General features: G+C 70.4%; 14 protein-coding genes and 1 tRNA gene. 5 read left to right on the top strand and 10 right to left on the bottom strand.

The genetic code is table 11. The annotated features are described in order from the left end of the window. Window positions 1-4 precede the first annotated feature (4 nt). Genes OH768_RS45515 through hydA form a run of 4 tightly spaced genes read left to right on the top strand, consistent with a single transcriptional unit; the run spans window position 5 to window position 4,359 of the window. Window positions 5-1,366 carry an FAD-dependent oxidoreductase gene (locus tag OH768_RS45515; RefSeq protein ID WP_406462682.1) on the top strand — a complete coding sequence of 454 codons (1,362 nt, stop codon included), beginning with the start codon at window positions 5-7 and terminating at the stop codon, window positions 1,364-1,366. Next, window positions 1,363-2,538 carry an NAD(P)/FAD-dependent oxidoreductase gene (locus tag OH768_RS45510; RefSeq protein ID WP_406462681.1) on the top strand — a complete coding sequence of 392 codons (1,176 nt, stop codon included), beginning with the start codon at window positions 1,363-1,365 and terminating at the stop codon, window positions 2,536-2,538. The genes OH768_RS45515 and OH768_RS45510 overlap by 4 nt, the downstream gene beginning before the upstream one ends. Beyond that, window positions 2,535-2,918, top strand: a complete 384-nt coding sequence (locus OH768_RS45505) for a gamma-glutamylcyclotransferase (protein ID WP_406462679.1) — start codon at window positions 2,535-2,537, stop codon at window positions 2,916-2,918. The genes OH768_RS45510 and OH768_RS45505 overlap by 4 nt, the downstream gene beginning before the upstream one ends. A gap of 28 nt (window positions 2,919-2,946) precedes the next feature. Then, on the top strand, window positions 2,947-4,359 hold the full coding sequence (hydA, locus tag OH768_RS45500) for a dihydropyrimidinase (protein WP_406462678.1): 1,413 nt from the start codon (window positions 2,947-2,949) through the stop codon (window positions 4,357-4,359). 476 nt (window positions 4,360-4,835) lie between these two features. Here hydA and OH768_RS45495 read toward each other — a convergent pair whose 3' ends face one another. From OH768_RS45495 to OH768_RS45460, 8 genes are all read right to left on the bottom strand, one after another. Then, window positions 4,836-5,363, bottom strand: coding sequence for a transposase (locus tag OH768_RS45495; RefSeq protein ID WP_406465702.1), 528 nt, complete (start codon window positions 5,361-5,363; stop codon window positions 4,836-4,838). A gap of 53 nt (window positions 5,364-5,416) precedes the next feature. After that, on the bottom strand, window positions 5,417-5,899 hold the full coding sequence (locus OH768_RS45490) for a winged helix-turn-helix domain-containing protein (protein ID WP_406450339.1): 483 nt from the start codon (window positions 5,897-5,899) through the stop codon (window positions 5,417-5,419). Window positions 5,900-6,231: 332 nt separating this feature from the next. After that, complete coding sequence (locus OH768_RS45485; RefSeq protein ID WP_406462676.1) at window positions 6,232-6,882, bottom strand: SpdA protein; 651 nt, start codon at window positions 6,880-6,882, stop codon at window positions 6,232-6,234. 85 nt (window positions 6,883-6,967) lie between these two features. After that, window positions 6,968-7,927: a tyrosine-type recombinase/integrase gene (locus OH768_RS45480; protein ID WP_406462675.1), complete on the bottom strand. Its 960-nt coding sequence runs from the start codon at window positions 7,925-7,927 to the stop codon at window positions 6,968-6,970. A gap of 117 nt (window positions 7,928-8,044) precedes the next feature. After that, window positions 8,045-8,118, bottom strand: a tRNA-Pro gene (locus OH768_RS45475). Between the two features lie 60 nt (window positions 8,119-8,178). Beyond that, a complete protein-coding gene (locus tag OH768_RS45470; RefSeq protein WP_406462674.1) occupies window positions 8,179-9,093 on the bottom strand; it encodes a YceI family protein in 915 nt (304 codons plus the stop codon). Between the two features lie 69 nt (window positions 9,094-9,162). Then, window positions 9,163-9,927, bottom strand: a complete 765-nt coding sequence (locus tag OH768_RS45465; protein WP_406462673.1) for an NUDIX hydrolase — start codon at window positions 9,925-9,927, stop codon at window positions 9,163-9,165. A 26-nt stretch (window positions 9,928-9,953) separates the two neighbouring features. Further along, on the bottom strand, window positions 9,954-11,420 hold the full coding sequence (locus OH768_RS45460) for an MFS transporter (protein ID WP_406462671.1): 1,467 nt from the start codon (window positions 11,418-11,420) through the stop codon (window positions 9,954-9,956). A gap of 147 nt (window positions 11,421-11,567) precedes the next feature. Between OH768_RS45460 and OH768_RS45455 the strand changes: the two genes are divergently transcribed. Beyond that, window positions 11,568-12,146: a helix-turn-helix domain-containing protein gene (locus tag OH768_RS45455; RefSeq protein WP_359616644.1), complete on the top strand. Its 579-nt coding sequence runs from the start codon at window positions 11,568-11,570 to the stop codon at window positions 12,144-12,146. Here the strand turns inward: OH768_RS45455 and OH768_RS45450 are convergent, their stop codons facing one another. Continuing rightward, window positions 12,147-13,217 carry a maleylacetate reductase gene (locus OH768_RS45450; protein ID WP_406462668.1) on the bottom strand — a complete coding sequence of 357 codons (1,071 nt, stop codon included), beginning with the start codon at window positions 13,215-13,217 and terminating at the stop codon, window positions 12,147-12,149. It lies immediately after the preceding gene. Beyond that, the gene (locus OH768_RS45445; protein ID WP_406462667.1) at window positions 13,214-14,074 is read right to left on the bottom strand and encodes an intradiol ring-cleavage dioxygenase; all 861 of its coding nucleotides are present in this window, start codon (window positions 14,072-14,074) and stop codon (window positions 13,214-13,216) included. The genes OH768_RS45450 and OH768_RS45445 overlap by 4 nt, the downstream gene beginning before the upstream one ends. Window positions 14,075-14,177 lie beyond the last annotated feature (103 nt).

Genomic DNA, 14,177 nt, shown 5'->3' with positions numbered 1-14,177 from the left:
CGTCATGACCGAGTCGGAGGCGGACGTCGCGGTGGTCGGCGGCGGTCCCGCGGGACTGCATGCGGCGCTGGCCTTGGCCCGGGGCGGTCTGAGCGGCGTACTGCTCGACGAGTCCGACACCCTGGGAGGTCAGTACTACAAGCGCCGGGCCGAGCAACTGGCCGCCGCCTTCGGCGACTTCCGCCCGCGCGGCACCGAACTGATCCGTCAGGTACGGGAGTCCGGCGTCGACTGCCGTACCGGCACCCTGGTCTGGGGCGCCGAGGACGCGGGCCGCACCCTCTTCACCTCCGACGTCCGCACGGGCGCTCTCGGCCGCATCAACACCCGGGCCACGCTTGCCGCCACCGGCGCGTACGAACGCTCCCTGCCCTTCCCCGGCTGGACACTGCCGGGCGTGGTCACCCCCGGGTTCGCCCTGCACCTGGCCACCATGGACCGGGTTCCCGTGGGCCAACGGGTGGTGCTCGCCGGGACCGGCCCGTTCCTGCTCCCGGTCGCCTGCGCGCTGCTGGACGTGGGCGCCCGCATCGAGGCCCTGGTCGAGCTGAACCACCCGTACCGGCCCGGGGTTTCCTCGATCGGCGGCGCGCTGCGCCAGCCCGCCCGGCTCGCGGAGGCGGCCCGCTATCTGCTCACCCTCGCCCGGCACGGCGTCCGCGTCGAACAGGGCTCCCGTGTGCTGGCCGCGCACGGCGACACCCGGGTCACCGCCGTGGACATCAGCCACGAGGACGGCAGCGTAAGGCAGTTGGAGACCGACGCGCTGTGCGTCGGCTTCGGCTTCCGCCCCAGCACCGAACTCCCCCGGCTGCTCGGCTGCGACACCAAGGCGGACCCGACGGGCACGGAGCAACTCCCGGTCGTGGACGCGGACGGCGCGACCTCGGTGGACGGCTTGTACGTCGCCGGGGACTGCGCCGGTATCGCCGGGGTGCACGCGGCGGGCGTACGAGGACAGCTCGCCGCCCATGCGATCCTGCGCCGCCTGGCACCCGAACGCGCCCCCGCGCGGGTGGCCGGCCTCCGCCGCCGAGCCCGCGCCCTGGACCGTTTCGCCGAACTGGCCGACCGCCTCTACCCGTTGCCGGACACGGCCGACATCCCCGACACCACCCAGGTCTGCCGCTGCGAGGGCGTCAGCGCGGGCGAGATCCGACAGGCCGCCGCGACCGGCTGGAACGACCTGCACGGCGCCAAGGCCGCCACCCGCGCCGGCATGGGCCCCTGCCAGGGACGCGAATGCGGCCACATCGTCGCGGCGTTGGCCGGGCGGGGCGACGGTGTGGCGGAGTGCTTCGCGGCCCGGATGCCGATACGGCCGCTGCCCATGGCCGCGACGGTCGAAGGGCAGGACGTCCCGTGAACCAGCCCGACGTCGTCGTCATCGGCGCAGGCATCCTCGGCGCCAGTGCCGCCTTCCATCTCGCCGAACGCGGTTACCGAGTCGTGGTGTTGGAGCGCGGCGCGCCCAACCGCGAGGGCTCCGGTACCACTGCGGGCAACCTCCACATCCAGGCCATCCACACCCGCCGTCCCGGCCAGGAGGTCCCGGTCGACAGCGCCCGCCTGCTGCCGCTGCAACGCCGGGCGTCGGATCACTGGTCGCAGATCGAGGAACGGCTCGGCGCGGACGTGGAGTTGCGGCGCGGCGGCGGCTTCATGGTCGCCGAAACCGCCGCCCAGGAAGAGGAGTTGCGGGAGAAGCACGAGTGGGAGCGGCGGGCAGGAATCCCCACCGAGGTGCTCACCGGCGACGAGGCCCGCAAACAGCTGCCGTTGCTCTCCGACCGTGTGTGCGCCGCCAGTTGGTGCTTGCTCGACGGCTACGCCAACCCCCTCCTGATCACCCCCGCCTATCTGGCCACAGCCCGCCGCCTCGGCGCCGAACTGCACGCCTTCACACCGGTGACCGGCATCCAGCGGATCGGCGACGACTACAAGGTGCAGTCGGGCGACCGGAGTTGGACGGCACCCGTGGTCGTCAACGTGGCCGGACCGTGGATCACCGAGATCTCTGCACTCGCCGGGGTGGGAATCCAGATGTCCCCGGTCGCGATCCAGATGCACGTGACCGTGCGGGTCCCGCCGGTCATGCACCACCTGGTCCAGCACATCGGCGAGGGCATGTCCGTCAAGCAGGTCAGCGCCGGCAACCTGCTGATCGGCGGCGGCTGGCCCGCGGCGAGGCTCGACATGGAAGGCCGCAGCACCGTCAGCGTGCCCAGCATGGCCGGCAACCTCGCCCAGGCCGGGCGCATCCTGCCCTTCCTCGGCGACCTGCGGCTGCTGCGCATGTGGGCCGGACCGCTGGCCGCGACCCCGGACGAGATGCCGGTGATCGGTGAAGTCCCCGGCCACCCGGGATTCTTCGTCGCGGGCGGCACCTACGCCTTCACCCTCGCCCCGGTGTGGGGCGACACGCTGGCCCGCCAGATCTCCGGGGAACCGCCGGCCGACCCGGTGGACGACCTGGGCCCCGGCCGCCTGCTGCACCACGCCACCATTCCCGCACCTCGAAAGGTCACCGCACCATGACCACTCTGAAGATGTTCGTCAACGGCCAGGCGATGTCCGGAGGCACCCTCAACCACGCGCTGAGCGAGGCCCGTCTGCTCGGCCCCGCCCGCACGGCACCCGCGTACCGCTTCTTCTCCGTACGCGACGAGTTCCCCGGCCTGCACCCGGTCACGGAGGGCGGCGCGTCGATCAACGGCGAGGTGTACGAGGTCAGTTACGAAGTGCTGCGCGAGCGACTCCTCCCCGAGGAGCCCGAAGAACTCGAACTGGGCGTGATCGCGCTGGCCGACGGCTCGGGCTCCTTCTCGATGCGGATGCGCGCCTCCGCGCTGACGGCCCCCGGCGTCGTCGACATCACCGCCCACGGCGGCTGGCACGCCTACCTCGCCACGCTCTGACCCCTCGTCCCGCTATTGGAGGCTCGCCATGTCCCCTTCCGAACCGATCGACCTCGTCGTGCGAGGCGGCACCGTGGTCAACGCCGACTGGCAGGGCACCGCCGACGTTCTGGTGGGCGGCGGCAAGGTGCTCGGAGTGGTGGAGCCGGGCGCATACCGTGCCGTACAAGCCCCCGGCACCACCGAGATCGACGCCTCCGGACGCCTCGTGCTGCCCGGCGGTGTGGACCCGCACTGCCATGTCGGCTTCACCTCGGGGGACTTCACCTCCCTCGACGACTACCGCCAGGCCACCACGGCGGCCGTCTTCGGCGGTACGACCACGATCGTGGACTTCGCCATCCCGCGCCCCGGCGAGAACCCGGCCGACGTCGCCGCGGCCCAACGCGCCAAGGCGGCACAGGGGTTGTGCGACAGCGCGCTGCACGGGTGCGTGGTCGAGTGGGACGACACCGTGCCGGAACAGCTGCGGTCAATGGCCTCCGACGGCATCGTCACGGTGAAGATGTTCACCACCTACCGCGGCGAGACCATGGCCGACGAGAAGACCATCCTCAACGTGATGACCACGCTGCGGGACCTGGGCGGCATGGTGGTCATCCACTGCGAGGCCGACCACATCATCGCGGACACGCAGGAGCGCGGCGAGGCCGCCGGGGCCATCAGCGCGGGCCATCACGCCGGTACACGGCCGGAGTTGGCCGAGAACGCCTCCGTAGCCGAGATCCTCGCCATCGCCGAGTCGGTGTCGGCACCGGTGTACTTCGTCCACCAGTCGACACCCGAGGCGGTCGACCTGGTGGCCCGCGCCCGTGGCAGAGGGGTGCGCGCCTTCACCGAGACCGTCGCCCACCATCTCGTCCTGGACGACACGGCGTACGCGGGTCCGCACCCCGAACGCTTCGTGTGCTGCCCGCCGTTGCGGGACGCCGGCACGGTCGCCGGACTGCGCTCACGGCTCCTCATGGGCCAGGTCGCGACGATCGGCAGCGACCACTGCTGCTACGACACCGCCCAGAAGGAGTCGGTGAGCCACGACGTCCGGGCAATGCCCAACGGCCTGCCGGGAGTCGAGACCCGCATGCCGGTGATCTTCAGCGAGCTGGTGGTCAAGGGCGGCCTGCCGATGGGCCGCTTCGTCGAGTTGATGTGCGCCAACCCGGCCAGACTCAACGGCCTCTACCCCCGCAAGGGAGTCATCGCACCCGGCGCGGACGCAGACCTGGCGATCTGGAACCCCACCGCCACCCGCACCGTCCACAGCAACGGCCTGCACATGGCCACGGACTACACGCCGTACGAGGGCATGACCGTCACCGGCTGGCCGGAGACGGTCGTGGTGGGCGGCCGTCCCGTCATCGCGTCCGGCCGACTGACGGACGCCGAACCCCGGGGCCGCCACCTGCGCTCGGGCCCACTGAGCCGATCCCTGGTGTGCTGATCGCGCAGTTCAAGGGCCGCCAGGCGGCCGGAAACTGCGATTTCGCCCTCCAGTGCCGCACTCTCGATGTACGGTCCTGAAAGATTGATCTACACAGTTCAGAGCCATAACTGACCACGTTTCCGCAGGTCAGGCCCGCACGGTAAACAACTTCACGACGAAGTGCACCCGGGATCGGGGGATCAAGCTCCCGGACCGAACTGCTTCTACGACTCGCCCCGACCGACCACCATCGCGAACGTCCCAACCGGTGCCCCTTTTGCGGCCTGCTGCGCCCGTCGGCACCCCATCGGCGACGGGCGAATCCCTGGTCTTCCTGACGGGTCCCACGTCAGCGATCGGCCTCCGCTGCCCAGACTCCCAACAAGCTGCCTACACAAGCGAGCCCCACCGAGGCCAATGAATCGCTCACGACCAAGATCCGGACCATTCCCGGGCCAACAAACCGCTCTACTGACCTTGAATGCGCGATGTCGTCATGGTGAGGCGGGTGCCAGTCCGGTGCCGGTGAGGCAGCCGTCGAGGACGTCGTGGCGGTATTGGAGCTGGCGTAAGCCGCGCCGGACGGCGGTGATCAGGTCGTGCGGGTCGGCGAAGGCGCGGTTGGCTGTGGTGGTGCGCCGCAGTACCGACCAGATGCCCTCGACCGGGTTGAGATCGGGTGCGTAGGGCGGGAGTTGGTAGACGGTGAGCCAGTCCCGTTCGGCGATGTAGTGGCGCATCCCGGCCGTCAGGTGGGTGTTGAGGTTGTCCCAGACCAGCACGATCGGGCCGTCGAGTTGCTGGTGTGCGGTCTGGATCAGGTCGCGGTAGTCCTTCCAGGAGAAGCTTTTGCGTCCGTCGGGGCGGGCGTCCGGGCAGGGCCGGTAGATCAGCCGGGAGCGTTCGCCGGGTTTGTAGCAGGCCAGGGCGGCGACGGATAATCGTCGGCGGGAGCGGCCCCGTACGCGCACGACGGGAGTGCGGCCGCGGCGGGACCAGGTGTGGGCGGTCGGCGGCGTCATCGAGAACCCGGCCTCGTCCTCGAAGACGAGCCAGGCGTCGAGCGCCGCCACGGTCATTCCACGCGCGGCCAGGTCTCCTTCACCCAGCCGGCCACCGCCGCCTCGTCACGCTCGACAGCTCGGCGGGCGGGGATCTGGCAGGTCCAGCCGTGCCGTTTGAGCAGAGCCGCGACGCCCTGGATCGTGTAGCTCCTGTGGAACCGTCGCCCGATCAGGGTCTTGATCCGTGCCAGAGTCCAGGTCTGGTCGGGCCAGCCGTGTGCGAGGGGGCCCTTGTCCAACTCCCGCTCCAGGACCGCGAACAGCTCATCGCTCAGCAGCGGCAGGGACGCCGGTCCCTTCGACGCAAGAGCCCGCGTCCCACCCTCGGCCCACGCTCTGCGCCAGCGCTGCACCGAGCGGACAGTGACCCGCAGGTCATGAGCGACAACGGCAGTGTCCTCACCTCGCGAGAATCGCTCAGCCGCTTCTGCCCGAAGCCGCTCCCGAAACGCCCGACGCTCGGCGGTCAGCCCGCCACCCTGCGCGTACCTCATGAAGACGGCATACCGCCGGGATCACCAGCTGTCAGCCCTCACGACACCACGCTTTGAAGGTCAGTAAGCACGGAGACTCACGATTTACGCTGGTCAGCGACCTGTAGCTCGTGTACCACCGGCAGACCAAGAACCTACTGGTAGTACAGCCCCTCAACACCAGTCCCACGTCGGTCCGTGCGGTGTCGACAATCCCTAGATCCATCTTAAATTTGCAGGTCAACAGCTACTAAGGAATTGCTAAGCGGCTCGGGAAGGCGCACGAGCCTGGGAGAACCAACCCGCCAGCACCATCTTTCGCCGCCCAAGCTCCGCACGAATTTGCGGCGCTCTTAGCGAGGTACAACCCGCAGCCCACTGCTGGACTCCGGAACTCTGCCCTCCTCGCGCAGGACAGCGACCAGTGAGCGGGACCGTGCGGCGCCGATGTGCAGGCACTTGCGGAGTGTTTCCGCAGAAATCGGCCGCCGGTGAATCTGCCAGTGCCGGGCGTCTTCCGCCCGAGCCCGGTCTAGAAGACCATCGACGTCGTCGCACTCCCAGGTGCCGGGTTCGGCCGCCGGCTCGCCGTGCAGTCGCCCTCCGGTGGAGTCAGAGCTGCTGCGCGGCGATGTCGGCGCATCGTCGGCGACGGCACGGATACCGCTGATGGCCTGTAGCAGGCCGGGGCCGACCTCGGCCCAACCGATCAGCAGCAGCGGGCCCACGGCGTCGAAAGCCGCCCGCCCGTACGCATCCGCGAGCAGCGGTTCGGTGACATTGAGGGCGAGGGTGAGCAGACTGGCCAGAAGCAGCAGCCTGCGGGCCGGGCGCAACGCAGCCTCGGGGGCACCGTAGAGGGCGAGATACCGGATCGCCAACAGCAGCGCCAGGACCGAAAGGTCCACGGCGGGTGCCACGAGCGGGGCCACCCATCCCGACACGCCCAGCCGCAAGGCCAGCGTCCAGACGTTGCCGAAGCCGAACAGGAAGGCAAGACCCACCACTACCCCCGTGATCGTGGTAACAGCTCGGAAGGCCGCCTGCTGCTCGCGCCCGCCGCCTTGCCGCGCGGGGAGCCCTCCGGGTTCAGACACGATCACCGACCCCGATCCGCTGGTGGGTTTCCTGGGCGCGTTCGGCGGCGGCGCTGGCGCCGTAGCGGCGGGGCATCTCCTGTGACGTCCAGCCGAGCAGCAGCATCAGGTCGCCGGTGTCGCCGCCGGCGCGCTTCCACTCATGGGCGAAGGTGTGCCGCCGCCGGTGCGCGTGCAGCTTGACCAGTCCGGCCTCAAGGCCCCGCCGCTTGAGCATGATCTTGATGCCGTTGGGGGCGAGCGGGCGCATCCCGCGCTCGGCCAGCCACAAGTCCGGCAGGCCAGCCGCCTTGTGCTTGGCACGGGCCCGCAGGTAACGGCTGACAGCCCGCGCGGTCCTCGGCCCGAAACGTACACGCCGGTCCTTGCTGCCCTTGCCGTGGAAGTGCACCGACTCGGTGTTCATGTCGACGTCGTCGAGCAGGAGGTTGCCGACCTCGGACAGACGGGCTCCGGTGTTGCAGTACAGGCGGATGATCGCCTCATCCCGCAACTGGGCGAACTCCCTGCCCTTGCACGTGCCGAGGACCTTCGTCGTCTCCTCGCCACGGATGACGGGGATCAGTGTCTGCGGCATCTTCGGCTGCCTGACCCGCTCCACCGGCGACCGGTCGATCTCGCCCTCGTCCAGCATCAGCCACTTGAAGAACTGCTGCAGCGCCTTGTGCTTGTTCAGCGCCGTCGACGCCGACCGCGTCTCGATCAACCACGCCTGGAACGCCTCAATGTGCGCGCGGCTCACGTCGGTCGGATCCTCGGCCGCGTCGTCGGCCTCCGGGTCCGGCGAATACTCCCCCAGGTAGCGGCCCAACCGGGCAGCCGCCAGCAGATAGTCGTAGCAGGTGGTCTCCGGATAGTTCCCCGACCGCAACGAGCGGTCCCAGTCCCGCAGAAACCCCGACCAGGCCTTCGACAGACCCACAGTGATCTTGTCCAGGTCCAGCAACGGCATTTTCGCCGGCCTCCGAGCAAAGGCACCGACGAGCGGCATGCTCAACCCCGAAGACCGACAACGACCCATACGAAAAGGGCCCCCGCAGACTCTCGCCTGCGAAGACCCTTCGCACCGTCGGGACGACAGGATTTGAACCTGCGACCCCTTGACCCCCAGTCAAGTGCGCTACCAAGCTGCGCCACGTCCCGGTCGCGTCGTACCCGGTCGGTCGGGTGAACGCGCAGGTAAACCTTACCGCATGTGCCGGGTCACTTCGGCGGCGTCGGGGTGTCGTGGGTGCGGTACATCGCCTGGATGTCCAGCTCCAGTTGGACGGTCGGGCCGACGACCGCGATGCCCCGGGCGAGCATGCTGCGCCAGTTCAACGTGTAGTCCTCGCGGTGCAGTTCGGCCGTGGCGAGGGCCGCGCAGCGGAGTTCCTCCGCGTAGCCGCCGTTGACGGTGCCCAGGTAGGTGGTGTCCAGGCTCACCGAGCGGCTGACGCCGTGCATCGTGAGCGAACCCTGCAGGGTCCACTTGCTGCCGCCGCGGTACGCGAACCGGGTGCTGGTGAAGTCGATGTACGGGTAGCGCTCCACGTCGAGGAAGTCACCGGAGCGCAAATGGTTGTCGCGCGTGGTGTTGCCGGTGGTGATGCTGGACGCGTCGATGCGGACGTGGACCTCGGAGTCGGTCACCTCCTGGGCGATCTGGATGCCGCCCCGGAAACGTTCGAACCGGCCGTGCACATGGGCCATGCCGACGTGTTTGGCGATGAAGCGGATCGCGGTGTGCGGTGGGTCGAAGAGCCAGGTGCCGGGCGGCGGGAGTTCCTGGGCGCGGCCGGGCTGGAGCCACACGCGCTCGGTGGGCGCGGCGGTCCCGGCGGCGATCTCCACCGTCTCCTGGTGCGGCTGGAGTCCCTGGGCCGAGACGAGGAGGCTGTAGCGCCCGGGCGGCAGGGCGGCGAGGAAGAAGCCGTACGGGTCGGTCCTACCGGAGGCGGCGACGCGGTGCGAGTCCAGGGCCGTCACCGTGACCTCGGCGGATGCCATGGGCGCGCCCATCGGGTCGACGATCTCACGGCCGAGGCCGCCGGCGCCGGGCGGGAGGGGGAGCGAGAGGCCCGCCGCCGGGGCGGAGGCGCCTTGGGGCAGCCAGCGCCTGAGCAGTGCGAGGGCCATGGTGATCACCTTTCTTCACAGCAGTCGTGCTCTGCCGATCTTGAAGGCTTGGGCGCCCCTGCGGGTGTCTCATATCGAGACACCCGTTCCGGCGCCCTCCGCGTAGCGGCGGACAATTGGTTCCAGATAGTCCGCGTGCGGGCCCGCCAGGTCCGGGAGTTGGGCCGTGGAGCGGATCAGGGCGATGCGGTTCAGTTCCGGTTCACGGCCCTGTGCCGTCTCCGCGGCCACCACGTCCTCGAACCGTTCGCGCAGTCGCGCCGCCGGGAGGGACGGGGCGCGGAACAGGACGCCGATGCTGCCGTTCCCGGCGCGGGTGACGTTCCAGTAGGTGAGGTCTTCGGGCGGGGTGTCGATGCCGGCCTCTTCTGCCAACTCCCGTGCGGCGTGGCGGCGCAGGGCCGCGAGGTCGAGGGGGTCGTCCCCGTCCGGCGGTTCGATGGATCCGCCCGGCAGTTGCCAACGTCCCGGCGCCGCCGTGGAGTTCGACATGCGCCCCACCAACAGCCGCCCGTCGTCGGTGGGTTGGAGGACGGAGGCGAAGAGGGACGGCATCGACGAGGCGTGGCCCGGGACGCGTCGCAGGGCGAAATGCCGGTACGTCGTTCTGACCCAGGACACGACCAGGCCGTACGGGCCCTCCCGTTCCGCTCCGGCGCACACCACGACCGGCCCGTCGAAGAAGCTCGGGTTGGCGCGCACCAGTTCGTCCCAGGCCCGGTTCATGGCGAGCCGCTCCTCGGGGGTGAGCCGAGGAGCGGCTGATTCGACGAGCCTGAGCCGGCGGACGTCCAGGAGTTCGGCGCCGGGGCGCCGCGCGCTCTGTTCGATCACCGGCTCATGCTGGCACACGGTCCGGGTCAGTTCAGGGCGCCGGGAGCCACCGCCGAGGCCTCTGCCTCCGCCTTCACGAGCGACGACTCGGAGGTGCCGACGGTCGTTCCTCCGCCACGTCCGACCCGCCGTGCCGGCACCAGGAGCGCGGCCAGCGCGGCGCCGAGGAGCAGCACCGCCAGCAGCGCGAATCCGTGGGTGTACCCGGAGCCGTACGGCAGGCCGGATGCCTGGAGGTGGCCGGTGACCAGGACGCTGGTCACCGCGGCGCCGATGGAGCCGCCGATGGTGCGGATGTTGGCGTTCATGCCGGTCGCGGCGCCGGTCTGCTCGGGCGGGACGCTGCCGACGATGAGGTTGGCCATGGAGGCGAAGGCGAGTCCGATGCCGAGGCCGAAGATGCCCGCGACGAGGGCGATCTGCCACTGCTGGTCGTGCCAGAGGGCGAGGATGCCGCAGGCGACCGCGCCGAGTGCGGCGCCGGTGGTGAGCAGCGCCTTGGCGCCGACGACGGGCTCCAGTCGGCCGCTGAGCACGCCGGAGACGAACATCGCGATCAGCATGGGCAGCATCAGGAGTCCGGACGCGGTGACGCTGGCGCCGAAGCCGTAGCCGGCGGACGCGGGGGTCTGGACGAAGCCGGGCAGGAAGGACCAGATCGAGTACATGCCCGCGCCGAAGAGCAGCGCGGCGGTGTTGGTGGTCCACACGGACGGCAGGCGCATCACCTTGAGGTCGATGAGCGGGCTGCGGGAGCGGGCCTCGGCGTACAGCCAGGCCGCGAAGAGTACGACGGCCGCGGCGAACAGGCCCACGACCCGGATGGAGCCCCAGCCCCACCGACTCGCCTGGCTGAGCGGGAGCAGCAGCGCCACCAGCCAGCCCGACAGGAGTACGGCGCCGGACCAGTTGACGCTCCCCTCGGCGCGGCTCGGCGACTCGGGGACGTAGCGCAGGGCGATGAGGGTGGTGACGGCGACGATGCCGACGGGGAACCAGAACAGCCAGCGGTAGTCGAGCGCGGACACGATGGGTCCTGCGGCCACCATGCCGACACCGCCGCCCGCGGCGATCACGGCGGACAAGTTGCTGATGCTGCCCGGGACTTGGGACGCGTGAAACTCGTCGCGGATGATGCCGAAGGAGAGCGGGAACAGCGCGCCGCCGATGCCCTGGACGACCCGGGCGACGATCAGTACGCCGATGTTGGGCGCGAGCGCGGCGACGAGACAGCCGGCCAGGACGGCCAGCAGGACGGCGACGAGCGTGCGTTTCTTGCCGATCAGGTCGCCGACGCGGCCGAGTATCGGGGTGAAGACCGAGGCGGACAGCAGATAGGCCGTCATCACCCAGGTCGCGGTGGACTGGGAGGTGTGCAGAGCGTGCTGGACGGTCGGCAGGGCCGGCGCGATCAGCGACTGCAGCATGGCGAAGACGCCCGCTCCCGTCGCGAGGACCGCGAAGGTGAGGCGGGTGGTGGATGTGCGGGGCATGGAGAGCCTCTCCGAAACAAGCAGGCGGAGTGCGTCCGCACGCACACGTGCACGGCGGTACGCACCCACCACTGCTAAAGTGGAGGTACCCCTCCACCATAACGGAGGCACCCCTCCGGTTCAACCCAATCCGCCCGGGAGGCACCAGTGACGGCCCAGCCGTTCCCCGTCAGCGAGATCGTCGCGGCCCAGCGCCCCCACCGTAAGGACGCCGCCCGCAACTACGACGCCCTGCTGGCCGCCGCCCGTGAGGCCTTCGCGGAGCACGGTGCGGAGGCCTCGCTGGAGGACGTCGCGAGACGCGCGGGCGTCGGCATCGGCACGCTCTACCGCAACTTCCCGACCCGCCGGGCCCTCTTCGAGAGCGTCTACGCGGACGAGGTGAACTCCCTGTGCCAGGCCGCCCTGGACGTCGCCGGCCTGGAGCCGTGGGAGGCGCTGACGTCGTGGCTGAGCCGTTTCTCGGGCTACATGGTGACCAAGCAGGCGGTGCGCCAGGCGCTGGAGAACGACTCGGAGATCTTCGGGACCTGCCGCGAGTCGATGTTCTCGGCCGGCGGCCCGCTGTTCGAGCGCGCGCAGAAGGCGGGCGTGGCCCGCACCGACATGGACTTCGGTGATCTGCTGCGCCTGGTGGCCGGGGTCACCGGGACGACGTTCGTGGACGACACGCAGCGCGACCGCGTCCTGGCCATCGCGCTGGACGGCGTCCGCACGAACCACTGACTACACGGGGGCGGTTCCCTCGTACGCCGCCCGCAGCAGCGCGAGCACCCCGTCCTCGGTGACAGGGCGGGGATTGGCGTAGGCCTGGCTCAGCACCTGCTCGGCGGCCGTCGCCAAGTCGCTCTCCTTCAGTCCGAGTTCGGCGAGCGAGCGCGGCGCGCCGAGCCGTCCCGCCAGCTCCCACAGGGCAGTTGGGGCAACCGAGGCGTCCAGAGCACGAGCCACGGCGGCTGCGGCCTCCGGTGCGGCGGGCGCGTTGTACGCCAGCGCGTACGGCAGCACCACCGTGTGGGTCTCCGCGTGCGGGAGGCCGAAGGTGCCGCCGAGGACATGGCAGAGCTTGTGGTGCAGGCCCATGGTGGTGGCGCCGAGGCAGGAGCCGCAGAGCCACGCCCCGTACAGGGCGCGGCCCCGGGCTTCCAACGACCGTGGTTCGGCGGCCAGTTCGGGCAGCGCGCCCGCCATCGCCCGTACGCCCTCCTCCGCCATCAGCGCGATCAGGGGTGAGCTGTCCGGGGCGTACAGGGCCTCGACGGCGTGCGCGGTGGCGTTGATGCCGCTGGTCACCGTGAGCGGGACGGGGAGTCCGAGGGTCAGCTCCGGATCGTAGACGACGCTGCGGGGCAGGACGGCGGGGTCGCGGCCGGTGCGTTTGGCGCCGCGTTCGGTGAGGCCCCAGACCGGGGTCATCTCCGAGCCGGAGTAGGTGGAGGGCACGGCGATCAGCGGGAGGCCGGTGCGCAGGGCGATGGCCTTGCCGAGACCGATCGACGAACCGCCGCCGACCGCTACGCATCCGTCGGCGCCCAGCGAGCGCGCCAACTCGACCGCGCGGTCGGCTACTTCGACCGGGACGTGCATCTTCGCCTCGGCGTGCACCCCGGCACACGCGTCGCCCAGCGAGTCGGCGACCGCCCGAGCGGTGTCGGCGCCACGGGCACCCGAGAGCACCAACACCCGCCGCAGTCCGAGCCGTTCGGCCTCACCGGCGGTGGCGGTCCGCGCGGCGCCGGGGCGGAAGACGACCCGCATGGGCTGGGCGTCGTAGGCGAAGTCGAGGAAGTCCTTCACGAGCGCTGCTCCAGTACGAGGTCGAACTGCGCGCGCCTGAAGGGGTTCTCGATGCCGAACTCCCGTGCCAGGGACGGGTCGTCGGTCGAGGTGAAGTCCTCGACCAGGCTCTGCTTGACGGCGAAGACGGCATCGGAGTCGAGGTAGTCGCTGCCCGCGACGAAGATGTGCGTGGTGACGGGGGCGTGGCCCTCGGCCGAGGCGATGAAGTGGATGTGGGCGGGGCGGTAGGGGTGGCGGCCGGTCGCCCTGAGGAGGTCGCCGACCGGACCGTCCGTGGGGATGGGGTACGGGCTCGGCACACAGGTGCGGAACCAGAAGCGGCCCTCGGCGTCCGTGGTGAACAACCCCCGTCCGTTGCCCGGGGGTTGGACGTCCGGTTGCTGCACGTCGTAGAAGCCGTTGCCGTCGGCCTGCCACACGTCGAGGAGGGCGCCGGGGAGCGGGGTGCCGTCCCCCGACACGATCCGGCCGCTGACCACGCAGGGCTCGCCGCCGCCCACCAGGTCGATGTTCGCGCCGAGTTCACGGACCGGCGACTCGGTCATGTGGAAGGGGCCGAGCACCGTCGACTCGGTGGCGCCGGCCTCACGGTCACCGTTGATGGTCTCCACCAGCATCGAGAGGCCGAGCACGTCCGACAGGAGGATGAACTCCTGCCGGGTGTCCGTGCAGGTCTGCCCGGTCTCCGTCAGAAAGCCGATCGCCCGCTCCCACTCCGCCTGGGTCAGGCGGGTTTCCAGCGCGAACGCGTGCAGATGCCGGATCAGGCCCGAGAGCAGTTCGCGCAGGCGCGGATCGGCGGTGTCCCGCAGACTCGCGACGGCCTCGTCCGTGACGGTGACGTGGGTGGTCATGGCGGTTCCCCTTTTCATTGCTCTTTCGCCTACGGGGTGCTTCAGCCGGTGTCGAGAGCCCGACCGTGCTCAGCCCTTCGGGCCTCCGCGCGCTCGACCTCTC

Source organism: Streptomyces sp. NBC_01622 (assembly GCF_045209635.1).
GTDB lineage: Bacteria > Actinomycetota > Actinomycetes > Streptomycetales > Streptomycetaceae > Streptomyces.
The sequence above is the reverse complement of the archived record's forward strand: the minus strand, read 5'-3'. Positions and strand labels throughout refer to the sequence as shown.

Coding starts and splice junctions, on each gene's coding strand:
- OH768_RS45515 (WP_406462682.1), top strand. CDS start 5: ATGACCGAGTCGGAGGCGGACGTCGCGGTGGTCGGCGGCGGTCCCGCG.
- OH768_RS45505 (WP_406462679.1), top strand. CDS start 2,535: ATGACCACTCTGAAGATGTTCGTCAACGGCCAGGCGATGTCCGGAGGC.
- hydA (WP_406462678.1), top strand. CDS start 2,947: ATGTCCCCTTCCGAACCGATCGACCTCGTCGTGCGAGGCGGCACCGTG.
- OH768_RS45495 (WP_406465702.1), bottom strand. CDS start 5,363: ATGACGCCGCCGACCGCCCACACCTGGTCCCGCCGCGGCCGCACTCCC.
- OH768_RS45490 (WP_406450339.1), bottom strand. CDS start 5,899: ATGAGGTACGCGCAGGGTGGCGGGCTGACCGCCGAGCGTCGGGCGTTT.
- OH768_RS45480 (WP_406462675.1), bottom strand. CDS start 7,927: ATGCCGTTGCTGGACCTGGACAAGATCACTGTGGGTCTGTCGAAGGCC.
- OH768_RS45470 (WP_406462674.1), bottom strand. CDS start 9,093: ATGGCCCTCGCACTGCTCAGGCGCTGGCTGCCCCAAGGCGCCTCCGCC.
- OH768_RS45460 (WP_406462671.1), bottom strand. CDS start 11,420: ATGCCCCGCACATCCACCACCCGCCTCACCTTCGCGGTCCTCGCGACG.
- OH768_RS45445 (WP_406462667.1), bottom strand. CDS start 14,074: ATGACCACCCACGTCACCGTCACGGACGAGGCCGTCGCGAGTCTGCGG.